A 20,277-nucleotide genomic window follows, 5' to 3' on the forward strand; every position below is an offset into this window, starting at 1 on the left:
GCGATGATTGCTAGATTTTCGAGATTTCGTGCTTTATGATCAACCCAGAAGATCATCCGGGTGGTGGACCATCATGTCAAGTGTTGCATCGCTCCTCCGCCGGCTCGAGGCCGAGCGCATCGGCGTCGCCCATCTGCAGTTCACCGATTTGATGGGCTCGGTGAAAACGGTCGCCATCCCTGCGAGCCGACTGCCTGACGTCCTCGACCGCGGCGTGGGCTTTGACGGATCGTCCGTCGAGGGGTTTGCGCGGGGGGAGGAGTCGGATATGCGCCTCGTGCCCGACCTCGCGACGGCCTGCATGTGGCGCCCCGAATTCGGCGGACGCGCACTTCGCATCATCTGCGACGTCGTGCTCCCGGACGGCGTGCCGTTTGCCGGCGATCCCCGCCGGATCTTGGCCCGCGCGTTAGAAAGGGCCAGGGCATCCGGCGTGCCGGACATGGTGGTGTCGGCCGAACTGGAATTCTTTCTGCTCCCGCAGGGCGAGGGCGCGGAAAACGCGCATCTCGGCGATCCCGCCCGCTATTTCGACGCGCCTTCCTCCGACATCGCCGCGCGCTGTCTGCGATCGATGGCCAAGGGGCTGGCCGAGGCGGGCGTTCCCGTGACCCAAATCCACCACGAAGCAGCGCCGCACCAATACGAGATCGATCTCACCGCGCTGTCGCCGCTCCGCGCCGCGGATGCACTGGTCACAGCGAAACTCGTCATCCGCCGCGAAGCCGCCCGGTTCGGGTTCACGGCGTCCTTCATGCCGAAGCCGTTCACGGACCATCCCGGCTCCGGCCTGCACCTCACCTTCGCCCCTGCCGGCGAGACGGCCGATGTTCCGCGATGGGCCGCTTTCGCCGCGGGCATTCTGGCGCACGCGTGCGGGCTCTCCGCCGTCGCCAATCCGACGGTCAACAGTTACAAGCGCCTCGGCGGAAGCGAAGCGCCCGGATTCGTCGCCTGGTCCGACCGCCACCCGGCCCCCTACTTGCGCGCGGTGGGCAACGCATGGGAATGGCGGGCGCCCGACGCGTCCGCGAATCCGTACCTCGCCATCGCCTGCGCGCTCGCCGCAGGAGCGGACGGGATCGAACAAGCGCTGCCCCTGCCGAACCGGCTGGACGAACGGCCGGAGATGTGGTCGGAAGAGCAGCGATTTCTGCGGCACGTCGCCGCGCTGCCCCAAACGCTGCGGGACGCGCTCGATGCGCTCGAACAAGACGACTGCCTCCAGGCGGCGCTCGGCGATCACGCCCTGCGCCACTTCCTGGAGGCCAAGCGGCTCGAATGGTCGGCCTACGCGAGGACCGTCCATGTCTGGGAACGGGAGCAGTACCTCACGCTTTAGTTCTGGGTTCCGCGCTCAAGCGGAGACTCCTTGAGAAGCGGCGTCACGTTGGCGCCGAAGTACTTCGGCAGCTCCGACGCCGTGAGCGTCTCCGGATACGCGGATTCGGCGTGCAGGGCGAGATCGAGCCCCATGATCTCCTCTTCCTTCGTCACGCGCAGCCCCATGACCTTGTCGACGATCCAGAGCAAGACGAGGCTGCCGACACCCGAGAACGCCCACGTGCTCGCCACACCGATGAGTTGCAGCAGGACCTGGTGCGGATTGCCGTGCACGAGACCGTTCGCACCGGACGGGTTCACGGCGGTCGAAGCAAACAGGCCGGTCGCGATCGCGCCCCACGTTCCGCCGATGCCGTGCCCGCCGAACGCGTCGAGCGCATCGTCGTACCCGAGCTTCGCCTTCATGAAGGTGGACGCGAAGTAGCAGAACGCGCCGCCGAGGAGCCCGAGAATGATGGAGTAGCCGGGAGAGACGAAGCCGGCCGCCGGGGTGATGGCCACCAAGCCCGCGACAGCGCCCGCGCAAGCGCCGACCAGCGTGACGTGGCCGGTCCTCAGCTTCTCGACCATCATCCACCCCACCGCAGCGGCTGCCGTGGCCGTGTTGGTCGCGAGGAACGCCTCGGCAGACAGGAAATTGGCCGCAACCGCGCTGCCTGCGTTGAATCCGAACCAACCGAACCAGAGCAGTGCAGTGCCAAGGAGCACGAACGGCACGTTGTGCGCCTTGATCTCGCCTGTGCCATGTTCCGCGCGGCGCCCGAGATACAGCGCCGCCATGAGGCCGGCCACACCGGACGAGATGTGCACGACGGTGCCTCCCGCGAAGTCCAGGACGCCGAGGTTGTGCAGCCAACCGCCCGCGCCCCAAACCCAGTGCGCCAGCGGGTCATAGATGAACGTCGCCCACAGGACAATGAACACGACAAACGAAGCGAAACGAACGCGCTCCGCCAACCCTCCCACAATCAGGGCAGGCGTGATGATGGCGAACATCATTTGGAAGATGGCATAGAGCATGTTCGGAATGGTCGGCGCGTAGTCGGAATCCGGCGCCGCACCCACGCCGCGCATCATGAACCAACTCAGGTTGCCGATGAGGTGGTGGAAGTCGGGCCCAAAGGCCAGGCTGTACCCGACAATGACCCATTGCAGGGAGACCACCAGGATGACGGCCACCACCTGCAGCATGGTCGTGATCACATTCTTCGTCCGCACCAGGCCCCCGTAAAAAAACGCGAGCCCTGGCGTCATGAGAAGTACAAGGGCCGAGGAAGCGAGAATCCAGGCCTCATCTCCGGAATTGACCGGCGGTGTCGTCGTCGCCGCAAAACACGTCGCAGGAACGAGGGCGGCGCCGAGCCCCGCCATCGCGGACAGGAGCCACTTCCACCGTGTTCTGAGCATCTTCTCTGCCCACTCCTTTGCGTGAATTTTTTTATAACGATACACGCGGGCGGTGGAGGCGTCAACGAAAAATGTTAGATAATCTAACGTATTAAAAGATAACATCTTCACACTGAGTTTGGAGCGAGCGCTTTCAGTCGCATACGTTATGTTTATTTACATTCACAGTCGACGACGCGGCTTGTGTGTGGGTGTACGCCTTTGCACCCCTGCCTCGCAGACCACCCACGTGCTATACTCCAGGGGACGACAGCCAACAGGAGGTCCGTATGAAAGCCGTCATTTTCGACTTTGACGGAACGATGGTCGACACCGAGCGGGCGTGGTACGAAGCGTATGTGGGGCTGTATCGCCAACACGGGCGGGAGTTCCCGTTTCACCTGTACGCCAAAACCGTCGGAACGAGCGCCGATGCGTTCGATCCCGTCCGGCACCTGTGCGACTCGGACGCGTCCATCCGACCGGAGGACGCGGAGCGCGCGGTGGAGCGGGAACACCGGAGGCTGCTCGATGAAGAGCCTCTTCGCCCCGGTGTGCGGGCGTCTCTGCAGGAACTCCGGCGGCTTGGCGTGTCCATCGGCCTGGCCACGAGTTCGCGGCGCGCCTACGTCGAACCTTTCCTGGCGAAGTACGGCATTCAATCCTTCTTTGACGCCATCGCCACCGCCGACGATGTCAGCCACGTGAAGCCCCACCCCGAGTTGTATCAGCTGGCGTGTCGACGCCTCGGCGTGGCGCCGGCGGAAGCACTCGCCATCGAAGACTCGCCGAACGGCGCGCGAGCCGCAATCGCCGCAGGTCTTCAGGTGCTGTGCGTGCCGAACGCCATCACGGAGCACATGCCGTTTCCGGAAGGATGTCGATTTCGAAGCAGTTTGGAAGGGATCGATTGGCGCTCGTTTCTCGCGACGATAGCGGAGCGTCCAGAAGAGAAGCGAGAATGAGGCAGGGAGAGCGGGCCTTGCGGGCGCTCTCCCCTGGCGTGAATCGTCAGGTGGCCAGATGGCATGCCACGGCGTGGTTTGGCCCGATGTTCCGGCGTTCCGGCTTGGTCGTCCGGCACCGCTCGACGGCCATCGGGCACCTGGGGTGGAAGGGACAGCCCTTCGGCGGATCGAACGGCGACGGGATCTCGCCCTGAATCGGCGTGAGCGCTTGGCGCTCCTCCAAGCTCCGCGGCATTTTCAGGATGGACTGGATCAGCACCTGGGTGTACGGATGCGTCGGGCGCGAGAACAGCTCCTCCGCGGGCGCCTGTTCCACCACCTCGCCGAGGTACAACACCGCCACGACGTCGCTCAAGTACTCGACCACAGCCAGGTTGTGCGAGATGAAGATGTACGTCAGGTCGTAATCCTGCTGAAGTTCGCGCAGGAGTTGAATCACCTGCACCTGAATCGAGACGTCAAGCGCCGAGATGGGCTCGTCGCAGATGACGAGTTTCGGATTGAGCGACAACGCGCGCGCGATCCCGACGCGCTGAAGTTGACCGCCCGACAGCTCGTGCGGGTACGCCCACTTCACTTCCCGAGGAAGCCCCACGCGCTCGAGGAGTTCATCGACCCGCTTTTGCCGCTCTTCCTTCGTCCCCATTCTGTGAATGATCATCGCATCCTCGATGGCCATGCCGATGGTCATGCGCGGGCTCATGCTCGCCATGGGGTCCTGGAAGATGATCTGCATCTCCCGCCGGAGCGGTCGCATCTGTTTCTGCGTCAAGCGGGTGATGTCCTTCCCCTGATAGACGATCCGGCCCTCGGTCGCCTCGAGCAATTTCAGCACCAGTCGCCCCAGCGTGGACTTTCCGGACCCGCTCTCGCCGACGAGCCCGAACGTCTGCCCGCGCTGAAGTTGAAACGACACCTTCTCCACCGCGTGGAGATCGCGGCCTTGCACGCGAAACCGCTTCGACACCTCGTGCACCTCGAGCAGCGCCTCAGATGACATCCGCCAGCACCTCCTCCGCCCGATGACACGCCACCCAATGCCCCGGCCCTATCTCTCGAAGCTGCGGCAACTCGTTCCGGCACCGATCCGTGGCGAGCGGACAGCGCGGCGCAAACGAACAGCTCCGCGGCATCTCCGTGACCGTGGGCGCCATGCCAGGGATGGGCTTCAGGGGTTTCGAGCGATGGCCAATCTCGATGATGGAATGCTTCAATCCGACGGTGTACGGATGCGCCGACTCGCGGATGAACGTGCCTGTATCCGCGACCTCCATGATCTGACCCGCGTACAACACGATGATCCGATCGCAGAAGTTCGTCGCGACGCCAAAATCGTGTGTGATGATGGCAACTGCCATGTTCCGCTTGCGCCTCTGCTCCTGAAGCAACGCGAGGATCTGCATCTGCACGGTCACGTCGAGCGCCGTCGTCGGCTCGTCCGCGATAAGCAGTTGCGGCTCGCAGGCCAGGGCGATGGCGATCATGATGCGCTGGCGCATGCCGCCCGAAAACTCGTGCGGATAATTTCGAAAACGCGCCTTCGGCTCGGGAATTCCCATCTCATGCAAAAGCTGCAGCGTGCGCTCAAACGCCTCCCGGTGACTGCAGAAATGGTGCGCGAGCATCGCCTCCATGATCTGATCCCCAATCCGCATGACCGGATTGAGGCTCGTCATCGGATCCTGGAACACCACGCCGATCTCGCGGCCGCGGACATCCTCGAGCTGTCGCTCCGATAGCTTCAAGAGGTCCGTTCCCTGAAACACCGCCCGGCCCGAGCGGATGCGCCCGTTCTCGCGAATCAGGCCGATGGCCGACATCAGCGTGACCGACTTGCCGGAGCCACTTTCGCCGACAATGCCGAGCGTTTCTCCTTCCGCAATGGAGAAGCTCACGCCGTTGACGGCGTAGACCGTGTCCTCGCCGCGATCGAACTCGACGTGCAGATCTTCGATGGACAAGAGCGGCTGTGACACCATCACACGCCTCCTTTCGGATTGAACGCTTCCTGCAGGCCGTCGGCCACGAATAGAAACGACAACAAGGTGATGGCGAACACGCCGGCCGGAAAATAGAGAAGCCAAGGGAAGCCCAGGATGTTCGCCCCCGCCTGCGCGAGCATGTTGCCGAACGACGGCATCGGCGGATTGAGGCCCATGCCCACGATGCTGAGCCCCGCTTGCGCGGTGAGATCGTACGGAATGCCGAAGGCGAGCGAGACCACCATGCTGCCCACGACGTTCGGGAACATGTACTTTCGCGCGATGTGCCACTGCGACGCCCCCAGCGCCCGGGCGGCCTCCACCATCTCGCCGTTTCGCATCGCCAGCACGAGCGAGCGGATGAGGCGCGCGTATCCTGCCCACCCCGGGACGCCGATGGCCAAGATCATCGGGAAGATGCCCTTGCCGAGAAGCACCATCAGGATCAGGGCGAAGAAGAACGACGGGAGCGCGAACATAAAGTCGACGGCGCGCATGACGATGATGTCGATGATGCCGCCGGCAAGCCCGGCCCAGAGTCCCAGAATGACGCCGATCAAAAAGCTGACGCACGTGGCGCCGAGCGCAATCTCCAGCGCGTACCGGATGCTATAGAGGATCTGGCTGAAGACGTCGTATCCGACCGTATCCGTGCCGAACCAATGCTGCCAAGAAGGACCCGAGTGCATATGGAGAAAGTCCGCGTACGTGTAGCTGTAGGGCGCGATCCACGGGCCGATGATACCGATGATGAAAAAGAGGATGACCCAAATGAGTCCCGCCACGGCAAACCAATTCTTTCGATATCGCTGCCAGGCGCGATACATGGGTGAGTTGCGCCTCGCACGCCGCGCCGGCGCCTGAGGCTGGGTTACCGCGATGGCCACGATCATCCCTCCTGTCCGTCTACCTGCACGCGATGGCTCACTGGAGCTTCACCCGCAAATCCATCCACGAATAGATGAGATCGACCACCAGGTTGGTCAGCATGATGGTCGCGCCAAGAATGAACACCGCCGTGATGGCCATGGGGAAGTCGAAGTTGGTGAAAGCCGTCGAGATGACCTTGCCCAACCCGGGAATGGCGAAGATGTTCTCGACCCAAACGGTGCCGACGACCGTGAACGCAAATTGGGGCCCAATCACGGTGATGAGCGCGGTGAGCGAGTTTCGGACGCCATGCCGAAACACCAGAGCCCAGTACTTGACGCCTTTTGCTTTGGCGGTCCGGATGAAGTCCTGTCTCATGGTCTCAATCAGGCTGCCTCGCATGTAGCGGGCGACCACGCCGATATTCCCTGCGGCCAGCGACAGGATGGGCAAAACCGCATCGGCGGGCGTCCCCCACCCCGTGACGGGCAGGACGTTCTGCCACACGACGCCGAAGATGAGAACAAAAAGGACCGCAAGCACGAAGGACGGGATGGCCTGGCCAAACATCGACAGAGTCGTCACGAGATAATCGACCCAAGAGTTCCGCTTGAGTGCCGCGATGATCCCCATCGGAATGCCGATGACGACCGACACCACGACGGAGCCAAACGCAAGAAACACGCTGATGGGCAGCGCGCCCTTGAGCTGCGACATGATGCTCAACGTCGGGTTCTGCATCGAATTGCCGAAGTTGAAGGTGAAGGTGTGCCATTCATAAAGCAGCACCTGTTTCCACAGAGGCAGGTTCAGACCGTATCGGCTCTGAAATTGCTCCATAAGCTTCTGGTACGCGGCGGGATCCTGAGCGGCCAGCGGTGCGAGCGCCGACGCGAGCTGCGTCGTGTTCATGAAGCCCCCTGGCGAGTAGTACATCATGATGTACGAGATGGCGATGACAGCCGCCAGCGTGATGACGATGGCCACGAAGCGCTTGGCGAGAAACTTGACGTAATACATCGCAGGCCTCCCTTCAACGCGCCCGCGGGCTCCCGCCCGCGGGCATGCTGCGCTGCCGTCACTTGGTGGACAGATACTGGAACTGATAGAAGTTGCCCCACGCCCACGGGTTGGGCTGCGCGCCGGTCACCCACGGCTTCTCCAGGTAGAACGTCTCGTTGTAGTAAAGCGGGATGACCCAGGCCTGCTGCTCAAGCGACGTGACGAGCTTGCCGGCCCACACCGCCGCCTGAGACGACGTCATGCTGTTCTGCTCGTAGGCCTGCCACATCCGCCACTCGCGCTCCTGCTCGGACTCGTTCGTATCCCACCATGCCTGCACGTCGAGCGCACCCGTGTTCGTGCCGCCAAGCGTCGTGGTCGCGGACTCCGGCGCCACGAACTCCCACGCGAGGACAAACGCCGCGTGCTTGGCGCTCGCCGTCTTGGCGCTCTTCCACTGCTGCACAATCTGGTTCCACTGTTGCTGGAGCGACGGGGTCCCCGGCGGGCTCAGGATGGCCTGCCACTGCGCGGGTTGCTCCTTCGTCCACTTGGTGATGATGGCGATGTCCTTCTGCACTTCCTTCTGCAGCGGGATCCAGTCGTTCCAGCTCACGCCAGTGTTCGGATCCTGCGGGTTGCCGTACTTGGCGACAGACGCCGGATCGTACGGCGTGTTGTACCACGGCAGCACGTGCTGCACCTGTTGCGGCGTCCAACCGTAGTCGCCTGGGAAGTAGATGCCCTGACTCGCCTGGATGTCCATGTTGGCCGGCTCGAACCAGTTCACGGCGCCCGCCGCGACGACGAATCCGGGTTGGATGCCCTTGAGCGGACCCTCCCAGACCAGCGCGCTGTAGTCCGTCTGATTCTCCTGGACTATCTTGGTCTGGATGCCGAGGTTCTGTTGCAGCTCCTGGGAGATGGCCTCGGCGACCGGCACGCCCTGTTGGTTCACGTCCGGCACCGGCGCGTACAGGTACAGGACGGGCAGCCCCTTGCCGTTCGGGTAACCGGCTTCCGCCAGGAGCTTCTTCGCTTCGGCTATGTTCTCAGGCAACCCCTTTTCGTACTTGGCGGCCGGCCAGCCCGGCGTCGAGAACGTGTTGGTCACGCCGCCCATCCCGTCCAACACGTCCTGGACGATGGGCTGGCGCTCGATGGCCATGGCGATGGCCTGTCGCACCTTGGTGTTGTAATACGGCGACGGAACGGCGGAATGGTCCCACTCGAGGTATTCGATACTGTAATCCGGTGCGACGTGGAGCTGGCTGTTCAAATTGTGCGTCTTGATATACTGCAGATCCGACGGCGATCCGACGAGCGCCACGTCCAGCTTGCCCGCCATGTAATCCTCCACGGCGACCGTGGTGCCCGGCACCAGGTTGATGACCTTCGCGTTCCCGTGGTTGACCTCGCCGGGATGGCCCACGTATTTCGGGTTGGGCACCAGCGTGATGGTCCCGTTCGGCGTAAACGATTTCACAATGTACGGCCCGTCGCCCACGAAGTACTGCGGCAGATACCAGTTCGTCGGGTGCGCATTGACCACCTTGGGATCCAGCGGCATCGACGCGGACACCGCCAGCTCGCCCAGGATGTAGTGCGGCGTCGTGGTCGTGATCTGCAACTCATAATTATTGATGACCTTGATACCCACTTGGCTCGCCGGCACTGCGCCCGAGTGGTACTGATAAGCGTTCTTCACGTTGTTGAGCACGCTCGCCCACAGCTGAGCCTGCGAGTTGGCCGGGTTCAACTGGCGCATCCACGCGTAATAGAAGTCTTGCGCCGTAACCGGATCCCCGTTGGACCAGCGCGCGTCGTGGCGCAGGTAGATGGTCCAGGTGAGTCCGTCCTTAGAAAGAGAATAGCCCGACGCAATCTTCGGCACAATCTGATTTTGTTGATTGTATCCGTAGAGTCCTTCCAGAATCGTGCCCTGGTCCACCAGGATCTGCGCCGCCCACTGGGACGGATCGAGCGATGAGATGCCCGGCGGAGAAGGATACGTGATGGTCACCGTTCCATTGCCGGATCCAGCCGCTCGCACGGGAACCGCCGAAGCCGCACCGCTGTTAGAGGCTGTGCTGTGATTCTGAGTCGACGTGGCGCATCCCACCAAGCCTCCGCTCGCCACGAGCACCGCGACCGGCACATGCCACTTTCTGAGTTTCCGCTTGGCCACGTTGGTCACTCCTTCTTCCTGTGTCTTGGCGTTTTCGAGTCTCGAGAACGCTTTCAAAGACCCCCATACTGCCTCAAGCCATCCATGCACCGCCCAGGCCTGGACGCGTACACCACCCCCTGATCCCATGCCACCCCAGTGGAATCAAGGCGCACAAATCGATTTGCCCTTAGACAAAACGATTTGGCTGATGTCTCAAAAATAAAATTGAGACATGCCAAAATCAATAGTCTTATTGGGCGATCCTTGTCTTTTTAAGCTTGTGCCTGGAAAGCCATCCGTCACCTCCCGCGCGCCTCGAGCAAAGCCGCGATGACAAACACGGCAGGCGAATTCCAGTAGACGGCGACCTCGTTGGTCGAGTAGCTGTCCTGGTGATCGATGTACGCCTCCATCGCAGGTCTCCCCGCAAGCTGTGCGCGGGCGATCTCGTCCTGCAGGTGGCGGTTTGGGCCGCCGACGACCATGCCAGGGACGGGATGGTCCACATCATCCGCGACGGACGGGCGATGATGCGGATGGCGCACGGGGCGTTGGCCAAAGCCCGTGACGTAGCACTGCCCGAGCGGATTTGCGCCAAACAGGTAGTCCGCCGCGCGCTGGGCCACCGTATGTGCAGCGGGATGAAGGACACCGACGCCTTCGGCCAGCAGGAACGCCATGGCGCGGTTCAAGAGCACCATGTTGCTGCCCCAGATGAAATCGTCATCCCGCATGGGAATGCCGAACGGATGCGACTCAGCCATCGCGGCGAGGGCGTCGAGTTCTCGGAGAAGGCGGCTTTTCACCTTGTTTCGCACGTCGTCCGATACGGCGGCGCGCGGAGTGCGCAGGTAATCCATGACGCCGTAGAGTGCGACGTCCGCCCATCCCAACTCCCACGGGAGGTCGAGATCGAGAAGCGGCTCGCACACGCGTGCCCACGCGGAATCGCCGGTCATGCGAAGCAGGGCGCAGGACGCCCACAACAGCTCGTCGCGGAGTTCCGCGTCGCCGTATTCGCCCGTGAGGATCCCATCGGGATTGTGAAACGGCTGCATCTCGTGCGCGCCGAGCCACGCGTACGCGCGACGGGCGGCGTCCGCACAGCACGAGGATAGGGCCGGATCGAAAGGGCGGTACACCAGGGCGGCATGCGCCATGGCGGCGCAAAACGTGGCCGTGGCGGCGTAGGAGATGGGACTGAGGACGAGGGGCGCATCGTCGTCTTCGGGGCGCGTGTCGAGCGGCGGAAAGGAAGGCGTGGTGACTTTGTGGTACACGCCGCCTGTCGCGGGATCCTGCATGGTGAGAAGCCAGGCAATCTCCTCGCGCGCCACCTCGAGCGCCGGCGGCAGATGAGGCGCCCGATGCACCGAGCGCATGGGGCGGACGTGCGCCAGTGCCGCCGGGAAGTACTCGTGGGCGAGCAGGAGATCGGCCACGGCCTTGGCGGCGGGGACCGTGTATTTGCCGTAATCGCCAGCGTCGTGCCAACCGCCTGGGCAGGCCAAGGCGCGCTCGGTGCCAAACACCTTGGCGTCGCTCGTGTGACAGGCGCCGTGCGCCCACGGCCCGGCTTCATCCTCGGGCAGCACGACGCCGCAGAGCTGATAGTCGAAGAAGCGCAGCATGGCCTCGAGCACGTCACGATACGCGCGGCGATGGATAACGACCCGCGCCTCGAGAGTCCCTACCGTCAACGTGTAGGTCCCCGGCACGCGAAGCGCGGTAAAATCGCCGACGTACCAATTCCCGCCGACGGGCTTCGTCATTCCCGCGAACACGGCCTGCCCTTCCGGCGTGCGCAGCGCGAAAGGCTGAGGCTCGTGAGCCTGAATCCAAAAGCGCTTGTCGCCGCTGATCAGATACCCAACTTGATTATAAAAAATCGATTTGGGCACGCGAGACGGCATGTCGAATCCCCTCCCACCGGCTTGCAGGAGAGAGGATTCGACGCCTCGCGTGCCGATACCTGCCTCCGCCTCTCGACGTCAGCCGATGGCCACCATCCGCTCGATGGCGACCCGCGCGCGCGCCGCGACGTCGGCCGGCACCGAGATGACCGTCTCGAGACGAGCGAGCGCGTCCCGCACCTTCTCGAGCGTGATCATCTTCATGAACGGGCAGACCGCCGCGCGATTGGCCGGGATGAACGTCTTGTCTGGATTCTGACGCTCCATCTGGTACAGGATGCCGACCTCCGTCGCCACGATGAACGCGCGCTTGTCCGATTCCCGCGCCCGTTGCAGCATGCCGCTTGTCGAGAGCACGTGCGTGCGATCCGCCGGCAGTTGCCCTTCGGCAAGCAGGTACATGTTCGAGGTGGAGCAACCGCACTCGGGGTGGATGAGGAGCTCCGCATCGGGATGCGCCGAGAGCGTCTCCTCGATGTCGTGCGGCCGGATGCCCGCGTGGACGTGGCACTCGCCCATCCAGATGTGCAGGTTCTCTCGCCCGGTCACCCGCTTCACGTACGAGCCGAGAAACATGTCGGGCAAAAACAGGATCTCCCGGTCTTCAGGGATGCTCCGGACGACCTGCACGGCGTTCGAGGACGTGCAGCAGTAGTCGCTCTCCGCCTTCACTTCCGCCGACGTATTGACGTAGGAGACCACCACCGCGCCCGGGTGCTCCGCTTTCCACGCCCGCAGTGCATCCGCCGTGATGGAATCCGCCAGCGAGCAGCCCGCGTTCGGGTCCGGCAACAGCACCGTCTTGTCCGGGTTGAGGATGGCTGCCGTCTCGGCCATGAAATGGACGCCGCAGAGCACGATCACGTCGGCATCGGCGCGCATCGCGGCGCGCGCGAGCGCGAGCGAGTCCCCGAGCACGTCCGCGATATCCTGAATTTCCGGCAGCTCATAGTTGTGCGCCAGGATCAGGGCGTTGCGCTTCTTCTTCCATTCCAGAATTTCGTCGACCAACGCTTGGCGTTCCGCCTTCGTCTCCAGCACATGAATTCCCCCTCAGTTCATCGTGACGACAGACGTCAGGACCCGATCGGCCATCGAGATCTGGCTCGGGCGAGCGTAGGCCGGAACGGGCGCCGGCGCGTCCATTCGCACGTGACTGCCTCGGCTCTCCCTTCTCCAAAGCGCCGAGCGCGCGATGAGCGACGCGGCCAGCACCGCCCCGGAGCCGGGATATCGGCGCGCGATGCCTTCAAGCTCGACAAGCGCCGCCCGAAGCCCCGTCTCGTCGCGCACGAGCCCGACGGATCGCCACATCATGGGAGCCAGCTCGACGAGCGCCGCCTCATCTTCCTCTGGCCGAAGAAGCCACACAGGATCTTCTGGGGCGGTCGTGCGGGCGCATGGCTCCTCCCACACGGCTCGCCCAAACCGTCGCCCCATGACGACGCACTCCAGCAGCGAGTTGCTCGCCAGCCGATTGGCTCCGTGCACGCCCGTGCACGCCGTTTCGCCAAGCGCAAACAGCCCTGGGACCGAGGTCCGGCCGGCGAGATCGGCCTCGACGCCGCCCATGAGAAAATGCGCGCCGGGCGTCACGGGAATGGGCTGCGAAGCGAGATCCAGGCCGGCGCCGCGAAGCCGAACCGCGATGGACGGGAAGCGCGCCGCGACGTCGGGCACCTGGGTCGCATCGAGATACACCCGGTGGCCTTCCGCCTCCGCGCTCGCGATGGCGAGGGCGACCACGTCCCGCGTGCGAAGGTTGTCCTGCGGGTTGGCGAAAAGCGGCGCACCGCCCTCCTTGACCAGCACCGCGCCCGCGCCGCGCAGCGCCTCGGAGAGGAGCATCGCTTCGCCATCCCGCCCAAGCCACAGCGTCGGATGAAACTGCACAAACTCGAGATTCGCGAGCGTGGCGCCCGCGTGATAGGCGAGCGTGACGCCTGCGCCCACCGCGCTCGGCGGATTCGACGTGCGGCCGAAGATGGCGCCCACCCCGCCCGTGGCGAGCCCCACAGCTCGCCGAGCCGCGACAAATCGTTGACGTGCCCCGTCCCAGGTCCACACGCCGACGGCCCGCCCGGTCGCGTCCTGCGCAATGCCCACGCAGTGCTCCCGCCGGATTTCGATCCGCGGATGGCGCACGACCGCCTGCCAGAGCGCTGCTGTGATGAAGTGCCCGGTGGCGTCTCCGCCCGCGTGAACGATGCGCCCTCTCGTGTGGCCGCCTTCCCGGCCCAGCGCGAGCCGCCCGGACGAGTCGCGATCGAACGGAACCCCCATTTGCGTGAGCCACGCGACGACACCCGGCGCCTCCATCGCCAGTTCTCGCACCCGCTGTGCGTCGCACAACCCCGCGCCCGCACGCAGCGTGTCTTCGGCGTGAAGTTCCGGGTCGTCTCCCTCGCCCACCGCGGCCGCGAGCCCCCCCTGCGCCCGCGCTGAACTCGACGCGCGCGGCCCGTCCCCCGCGATGACGCACACGTCCTCCGCCTCCGCCGCGGCGAGCGCGGCGGCGAGTCCGGCGATCCCGGCACCGACAATCACGACGCCTGCCGCTTCCATCGCGGCACCTCCTTACGCGAGATCCATGTCGATGTCGAGCCCCACGTCCACGGCCTGGGCGCGCATGGTGATGTGGCTCATGGAGATGAAATCGACGCCCGTATCCGCCACAGCCCTCAGCCGCCCCGGGCGCATGTTGCCCGACGCCTCCAGCGGCACGCGGCCCCCGGTGCGCCGCACCGCCTCGCGCATGATCTCGAGGTCCATGTTGTCGAGGAGCACGACGTCGGCCCCCGCCGCAATGGCCTCCTCCAGTTGTTCCAGGGATTCGACCTCAACCTCGATCTTGTGGGCAAACCCAGCCCGCGCCTTCGCGCGTGAGACGGCCTCGCGGACGCCGCCCGCGATGGCGATGTGGTTGTCCTTGATGAGCACCATGTCGTCGAGGGCAAACCGGTGATTCCAGCCGCCTCCGACGCGGACCGCGTACTTTTCGAGCGCCCGCCATCCGGGCGTGGTCTTCCGCGTGTCCAGGATGCGCGCCCTCGTCCCCGCGATCTCGCGGACGGCGTCGCGCGCAGCGGTGGCGATGCCCGTCAAGCGGGACAGAAAATTGAGCGCCGTGCGCTCCGCCCCGAGGATGGACCGCGCCGCGCCCTCCACCCGCATCACCACGCGAGGCCCGTCGAGATCGATCCCGTCCGCGCACGCCACCGTGACCTGAAGGCCCGGATCCACCTCATGAAACACCCATGCGGCGACCTCTGTGCCGCAAACCCTGGACGGTTCTTTGATCCACACGCTCGCGCGCGCTGTCGCATCGGCAGGGATGACCGCTTCCGTCGTGAGATCGCCTCGGCCCAAATCTTCCGCGAGCGCGAGGCGGACGAGATCGCGCGTCACCATATCGAGCCACATCGCCCTCACGCCTCCTCCTGCACGCCTCGCCACCTAGCCAGGCGCACGGCATCTGTCTAATCAACTGTATATACAGTAGCACACACAGGGTGGCGTTTCACCTGGAAATTGCGTGGGGCTTGCGAAACGAGGGGAGCGGAAGTATACTGGAATCAGAACATATGTTCGGTTTTGTGCAGGTCGTGCCGAGGGGGAATGCCAGGGTGGAGGCACCGAAGTTCCTTCATCTGGACGTGAAACGGGCGCTGAACCGAGTGCGAGCCGCGAGCATGCCCTTTTCATGGTCGCTCAATCCGTATCGAGGCTGCGGACACGGTTGCGCCTTCTGCTATGCGCGAGGCACACACGAGTATCTCGGATACAGCGCGGACGACACGTTTCGCTCGCGCATCCACGTGAAGCTGGATATGCCGGCCGTTCTCGAGGCGGAACTCGAAGCGCGGCTCGAGCGAGCGGGCGGAGACCTCGAGCGGATGGCCGCTTCGCTCGGCACCGTGGCCATCGGCACGGCGACGGACCCGTATCAGTCAGCCGAAGCGCGCTTCCGCATCACGCGCCAGTGCCTCGAGGTCCTCATCCGATACGGCGTCCGGTTCAGCATCACGACGAGATCGCCGCTCGTGCTGCGAGATCTCGACCTTCTGCGAAGCGCCAGGCTCGAGGGCGTGCACGTGAGCTTGCACGCGCTGGATGCCGAGATCTGGCGCGCGTTCGAGCCCGCCACGCCGCCGCCCGCCGTCCGGCTGCGCGCGATGGAACAGCTCGCGCAGGCCGGGATCCCCGTGAGTGTCTTCGTCGCACCCGTGCTCCCCTACCTGACGGACGACGCTGACTCCATCGCCGCGGTGATGCAGGCAGCCCGGGCGGCAGGCGCCACGGATGCCATGGTGTCGCCCCTGCGGCTGGCACCCGAGGTCAAGCCGTGGTTCTTCTCCGTCCTGAAGCATGCGTACCCGGCGATGGTTCCCCGATACGAACGGCTGTACGCGGGCCGCGCCTATCCATCGCGCGCGTACGCCGAGCGGTTGTACGCGGTTGAAGCCCTCGCCAGGCGGATGGCGGGTCTTGCGCCGCGGCAGACGCCCGCGGACTCGCAGGACGCCGAGCCAGCCGCGCAGACGGCAAGACTTGCGCGCACGGAACCAGGGGGTGCCGCGCCCGGTTCCCGCTACATTCAGTTGACGCTGCCGCTCTAGGCATCACATGCCGATGTATTGCGCGTAAAGCGAACGGGCGCGGGCGGGATCGTCCGTGCCGTGCACGAGCGCCCGGCCGTTTGGGAACACGGTGAGGGCCACGCCCTCCGTCTCAAATCGGAGCAGGGCGTCGCTCGCGCGGACGGTGCCAAGCGGTCGCAGGCGCTCGGCGAGCGCTGGAAGCGAGAGCGCCACGTCCTCCTGCGGCCGCACCTGAATCGTCTGGCGGCCGCAGAACGTGACGGAAAGCGCTCGACGGCCAGCGCTGAGGGCCACAAATTCGCGTCGCCCGCAACAAGGACAGTCGGGCTTCGGCCCGCCCATGCGGATGAGGCGCACGTCGGTATGCCAGACGTCCGCCTGGAGGATGGCGTTCGACAGGGCGTCCTCGCGGCCCGCGAGGTACTTGAGCACCTCCGCCACCTGGTACGACGCCATCCACTGCACAATGGGCGAGATCACACCGACGGTGTCGCAGGTGTCGTGTCCGACGCGGGCACCGTAGCCCAACAGACACACGAGGCAAGGCGTTCGGCCGGGGCGCAGAAACGCGCTCGTGCCGTGCGCCTCCACCGCGCCCGCGTACGCCCACGGAATGTTGTGCTTGACCGCGACCTCGTTGATCAAATATCGGACCTCGAAGTTGTCGCTTCCGTCGATCACGACATCCACGTCGGCGAGCAGTTGCTCCGCGTTCGAGGCGTCGAGATCGTCCACCACGGCTTCGATGGTGATGCCGCTGTTGGCGGCCGCAAGCGCATCGCGCGCCGCGATGGCCTTCGGCGTGGCGTTCCGAGCGTCCTTCTCGGTGTACAGCAACTGGCGCTGCAGATTCGACGGCTCGACGACGTCCCGGTCGATGAGGCGCAGGTAGCCCACGCCGGCGCGCGCGAGCTGCGCGGCACTCGCCGTCCCGAGTGCGCCGAGTCCCACCACGGCCACACGAGATTTCGAGATCCGCGCCTGTCCCGTCTCGCCGATGTGCCGAAATCGAATCTGGCGCGAGTATCGGTCCTTGAAGTCGAAATCCGTCATGACGCGGCCTTCCTTTCAACTCCGGCCAACGACGCCCGCCTCCGGGCTCGACGGCGATGGGACGCTCGATTTCGGGATCCGACCGGCGCGCCGCGCGAGATAGCCAGCCTCGACCGCCAGCCGCATCGCCCGCGCCATCGCGACCGGATCGCCCGCCCGTGCGATGGCGGTGTTGACGAGCACGGCGTCCGCACCGGTCTCCATCGCGAGCGCGGCGTCGGACGGCGCACCGATGCCCGCATCCACCACCACGGGCACACGCCCGCGGATTTCGTCGACGATGCGCGCAATCCGCTCCACCGCTTCGAGACCGCGCCCCGTGCCGATGGCGGATCCATACGGCATCACGGCCGCGCAGCCGACCTCCAAAAGCCTCCGGGCGACGACGTGATCGTCCGTGGTGTAGGGAAGCACGACGAATCCCTCTTTGACGAGGGTCTCCGCGGCTTCCACGGTCGCGATGGGATCCGGAAGCAGGGTGCCGTCGTCCGGGATGACCTCGAGCTTCACCCAGTTCGACAGCCCCGCGGCGCGCGCCAAGCGCGCCGTGCGGACGGCCTCTTCCGCCGTGTGGCAGCCTGCCGTGTTGGGCAACAGTGTGTAGCGCTCGAGATCGATGTAGGACAGGATGGACGTCTCGCGCGCGTCGAGATTCACCCGGCGCACGGCGACCGTGACGATCTCGGCGCCCGAAGCGTCGAGCGCTTCGCGCATGACCTCGAGAGATTCGTACTTGCCCGTGCCCACCATGAGCCGGGAATGGAACGAGCGGCCTGCAATCACCAAAGGTTCCACGAGAAACATGCTCCTCCCAACGTATGGTTGTCTTCAACAGGGTGACCCGCCCGCGCGGCGACCGAAATCCCATCAACCGCCGCCGACAAATCGCACCATCTCGATCACGTCGCCGTCCTGAATCACTTCGGCTTCGAACGCCTGTCGGTCCACAATCTGACCGTTCCGCTCAATGGCAACCGGCTCGCCGTCGAGCTCGTACTGGCGGACGAGATCGCGCAACGTCATGCCATCCGGAAGGGAGACGTCCTTACCGTTCAAGCGTATCCGCACGCACATCACCTCCCCGAGCCGCGAAGCGCGTTTGCGGCCAAAATGGCAGCCACAGATCCTCGGGCGCGCGGCCGAGCGCGGCGCTCGCCACGATGCGGCCCGTGATGGGCGCGAGCAACACGCCGTTGCGAAAGTGGCCGACGGCGAGAATGAGCCCCTCCGCGCCGGGCCACGGCCCGATGACCGGATTGCTCGAATCCCCCGTGAGGCGCGGGCGAAGCCCGCTCCAGGCGCGCAGCCACTCGCCGCCGCGAAGGCCGGGCACCGCGTCGAGCGCTTTTGCCAGGAGCGCGGCCAGGCCGTCCACCGTGTTGCGCTTGTCATAACCAGCGTCCGGCTCTTCCGTCGCGCCGATCACGACCGTTCCGTCCCGCTTTGGCACCAGGTACGTGCCGGCGTCGTACACCGTGCGGCAAAGCCCCGCGCCGCGCGGAGGGCGCACGGCGAGCATCTGCCCCTTCACCGGGCGCACCTCGAGCGGAATCCCGAGCGCGCGGAGGAGGGGAGATGCCCACGCGCCCGCCGCGACGACCACGCGCTCCGCGGCGTACACTTCCCGCGCGCCTCGGACGCGCCAGCCCGCGCCAACCGGCTCGACGGCCACCACCTCCTCGCCCTCGTAGACGTCGCACGCGCTTGCCACACACGCCCGCAGCGCGGCGCTGAGCCTTGGCGCATGCACGTTCCCGTCGCGAGGCAGATACAGCGCGCCGAGCACATCGCCCACAACCCCGCGCTCGAGCTCGCGCACTTCCTCGGGCTCCAGCCAAACGGCCTCATCGCCAGCCGCGCGCTGCCAGCGCATCCGCTCCCTGAGCGCCAACGCCGCGCCCTCGGATCGCGCGAGCTGCAAAATCCCGTTCTCCACCCACTCGACGTCGATCCCTGTCTCCTCGAAGAGCGCGTCCGCAAAGCTCGGATACATCGCCCGGCTCTCGCGACACAGCGCGTAAAACGCGTCCGGCGCGTGCGCTTCGAGCTGCGCACCGAGCATCCCCGCGGCGGCGCTCGAAGCCTCCCCGCCAAGCCGACCGCGGTCGATCACGGCCACGGACAGCCCCGCGCGCGCCATCTCCCGCGCCGACGCCATGCCGATGGCGCCGCCGCCCACCACCACGACGTCATAGGCGCGCACGCCGCATCCCCCCTTCCGGCGTTGGAAACGGAACCTTCGGCGCCACGGGCGATCTCGCCATCGCCTCCTTGAGCCGAGCCGCGGCCGCGCGCGGATCCGCGGCCTCCACCACCGCGCCGATCACGGCCACGCCGCTCGCGCCGGTCGCCAACACCTCGGTTACGTTTCCCGCGTCGATCCCGCCAATGGCCACCACGGGGATGGACACCGCCTCGACGACCCGGGCGAGCTCCCGCACGCCCTTCGGCGGCAGACCCGGGTGAGACGCGGTCGGGAAGATATGGCCGAACGTGACGTAGTCCGCGCCCGCGGCCTCAGCAGCCTGCGCTTCCTCCAGCGAATGCACGGAGCAGCCGAGGACAAGCCCGCCGCCCGCGCGCTGCACCACCTCGCGCGCCGCCGCCACCGGCAGCGACTTGGCCGCCAGATGCACGCCGTCCGCGCGCGCCGCCATCGCCACGTCCAGGCGGTCGTTCACCAACACGCGCGCGCTCGATCCCGCCTCGCGGATCCGCGCCAAAAGCGCACACGCGAATTCGAACACGGCGAGAGCCGGCGCCTTCTTCTCCCGGACCTGAATCACGTCGGCCCCGCCCAAGGCCGCAAGCCACAGCGCGTCTTTGAGCGGAACCTTCGCGCCGCGGGCGCGATCACTCAGCACATGGAGCACATGGGTCATGTTGTCATCTCCAAAAGAAAAGCCGCACCCCATCGGGCACGGCAGGTTTTCAGTCTGAACCTCGCAAACGCGCCGCCACATCGGCAGCCATTTGATGTTGTAGCGG

Annotated in this window: 18 protein-coding genes; 3 read left to right on the forward strand and 15 right to left on the reverse strand. The window is 65.4% G+C overall.

Features of this window, described 5'->3' with window-relative positions; genetic code table 11:
* The first annotated feature begins 73 nt into the window (after positions 1–73).
* Positions 74–1,342, forward strand: coding sequence for a glutamine synthetase family protein (locus AACI_RS12185; RefSeq protein ID WP_012811714.1), 1,269 nt, complete (start codon positions 74–76; stop codon positions 1,340–1,342).
* On the opposite strand, the gene AACI_RS12190 is transcribed toward AACI_RS12185, so the two are convergent.
* Positions 1,339–2,751: an ammonium transporter gene (locus AACI_RS12190; RefSeq protein WP_012811715.1), complete on the reverse strand. Its 1,413-nt coding sequence runs from the start codon at positions 2,749–2,751 to the stop codon at positions 1,339–1,341. The two genes, AACI_RS12185 and AACI_RS12190, sit on opposite strands and share 4 nt — an antisense overlap.
* 269 nt (positions 2,752–3,020) lie before the next feature.
* Here AACI_RS12190 and AACI_RS12195 point away from each other — a divergent pair, with 269 nt between their 5' ends.
* Positions 3,021–3,695, forward strand: coding sequence for an HAD family hydrolase (locus tag AACI_RS12195; RefSeq protein ID WP_012811716.1), 675 nt, complete (start codon positions 3,021–3,023; stop codon positions 3,693–3,695).
* Positions 3,696–3,741: 46 nt separating this feature from the next.
* On the opposite strand, the gene AACI_RS12200 is transcribed toward AACI_RS12195, so the two are convergent.
* The 9 genes from AACI_RS12200 to nadC all read right to left on the reverse strand — a co-directional run bounded on the left by AACI_RS12200 (position 3,742) and on the right by nadC (position 15,058).
* On the reverse strand, positions 3,742–4,698 hold the full coding sequence (locus AACI_RS12200) for an ABC transporter ATP-binding protein (protein ID WP_012811717.1): 957 nt from the start codon (positions 4,696–4,698) through the stop codon (positions 3,742–3,744).
* The gene (locus AACI_RS12205) at positions 4,688–5,677 is read right to left on the reverse strand and encodes an ABC transporter ATP-binding protein (protein WP_012811718.1); all 990 of its coding nucleotides are present in this window, start codon (positions 5,675–5,677) and stop codon (positions 4,688–4,690) included. The genes AACI_RS12200 and AACI_RS12205 overlap by 11 nt, the downstream gene beginning before the upstream one ends.
* Positions 5,677–6,573 carry an ABC transporter permease gene (locus AACI_RS12210; RefSeq protein ID WP_049763317.1) on the reverse strand — a complete coding sequence of 299 codons (897 nt, stop codon included), beginning with the start codon at positions 6,571–6,573 and terminating at the stop codon, positions 5,677–5,679. Before AACI_RS12210 ends, AACI_RS12205 begins: the two co-directional genes overlap by 1 nt.
* Before the next feature lie 31 nt (positions 6,574–6,604).
* Positions 6,605–7,570, reverse strand: a complete 966-nt coding sequence (locus AACI_RS12215; protein WP_012811720.1) for an ABC transporter permease — start codon at positions 7,568–7,570, stop codon at positions 6,605–6,607.
* Between the two features lie 58 nt (positions 7,571–7,628).
* A complete protein-coding gene (locus tag AACI_RS12220) occupies positions 7,629–9,740 on the reverse strand; it encodes a peptide ABC transporter substrate-binding protein (protein ID WP_012811721.1) in 2,112 nt (703 codons plus the stop codon).
* Positions 9,741–10,021: 281 nt separating this feature from the next.
* Complete coding sequence (locus AACI_RS12225; protein WP_012811722.1) at positions 10,022–11,635, reverse strand: glycoside hydrolase family 9 protein; 1,614 nt, start codon at positions 11,633–11,635, stop codon at positions 10,022–10,024.
* A gap of 78 nt (positions 11,636–11,713) precedes the next feature.
* Positions 11,714–12,676 (reverse strand): quinolinate synthase NadA, encoded by a 963-nt coding sequence (gene nadA, locus AACI_RS12230; RefSeq protein ID WP_012811723.1) that lies wholly within the window; start codon positions 12,674–12,676, stop codon positions 11,714–11,716.
* Positions 12,677–12,688: 12 nt separating this feature from the next.
* Entirely contained in the window at positions 12,689–14,200 is a 1,512-nt protein-coding gene (gene nadB, locus AACI_RS12235; RefSeq protein WP_012811724.1) for an L-aspartate oxidase, read from the reverse strand.
* Between the two features lie 12 nt (positions 14,201–14,212).
* Entirely contained in the window at positions 14,213–15,058 is an 846-nt protein-coding gene (nadC, locus tag AACI_RS12240; protein ID WP_012811725.1) for a carboxylating nicotinate-nucleotide diphosphorylase, read from the reverse strand.
* Positions 15,059–15,261: 203 nt separating this feature from the next.
* Here nadC and AACI_RS12245 point away from each other — a divergent pair, with 203 nt between their 5' ends.
* On the forward strand, positions 15,262–16,254 hold the full coding sequence (locus AACI_RS12245; protein WP_245530614.1) for an SPL family radical SAM protein: 993 nt from the start codon (positions 15,262–15,264) through the stop codon (positions 16,252–16,254).
* 3 nt (positions 16,255–16,257) lie between these two features.
* Here the strand turns inward: AACI_RS12245 and AACI_RS12250 are convergent, their stop codons facing one another.
* The 5 genes from AACI_RS12250 to thiE form a co-directional block, all read right to left on the reverse strand.
* Entirely contained in the window at positions 16,258–17,289 is a 1,032-nt protein-coding gene (locus tag AACI_RS12250; RefSeq protein ID WP_012811727.1) for a ThiF family adenylyltransferase, read from the reverse strand.
* A gap of 15 nt (positions 17,290–17,304) precedes the next feature.
* Positions 17,305–18,093: a thiazole synthase gene (locus AACI_RS12255; RefSeq protein WP_169304854.1), complete on the reverse strand. Its 789-nt coding sequence runs from the start codon at positions 18,091–18,093 to the stop codon at positions 17,305–17,307.
* A gap of 63 nt (positions 18,094–18,156) precedes the next feature.
* Positions 18,157–18,357 carry a sulfur carrier protein ThiS gene (gene thiS / locus AACI_RS12260; protein ID WP_012811729.1) on the reverse strand — a complete coding sequence of 67 codons (201 nt, stop codon included), beginning with the start codon at positions 18,355–18,357 and terminating at the stop codon, positions 18,157–18,159.
* Entirely contained in the window at positions 18,335–19,492 is a 1,158-nt protein-coding gene (gene thiO / locus AACI_RS12265) for a glycine oxidase ThiO (RefSeq protein ID WP_012811730.1), read from the reverse strand. The genes thiS and thiO overlap by 23 nt, the downstream gene beginning before the upstream one ends.
* The gene (gene thiE, locus AACI_RS12270; RefSeq protein WP_012811731.1) at positions 19,479–20,171 is read right to left on the reverse strand and encodes a thiamine phosphate synthase; all 693 of its coding nucleotides are present in this window, start codon (positions 20,169–20,171) and stop codon (positions 19,479–19,481) included. Before thiE ends, thiO begins: the two co-directional genes overlap by 14 nt.
* Positions 20,172–20,277: the final 106 nt, after the last annotated feature.

This window comes from Alicyclobacillus acidocaldarius subsp. acidocaldarius DSM 446, from assembly GCF_000024285.1.
In the GTDB taxonomy this organism is placed as follows: Bacteria; Bacillota; Bacilli; order Alicyclobacillales; family Alicyclobacillaceae; genus Alicyclobacillus; species Alicyclobacillus acidocaldarius.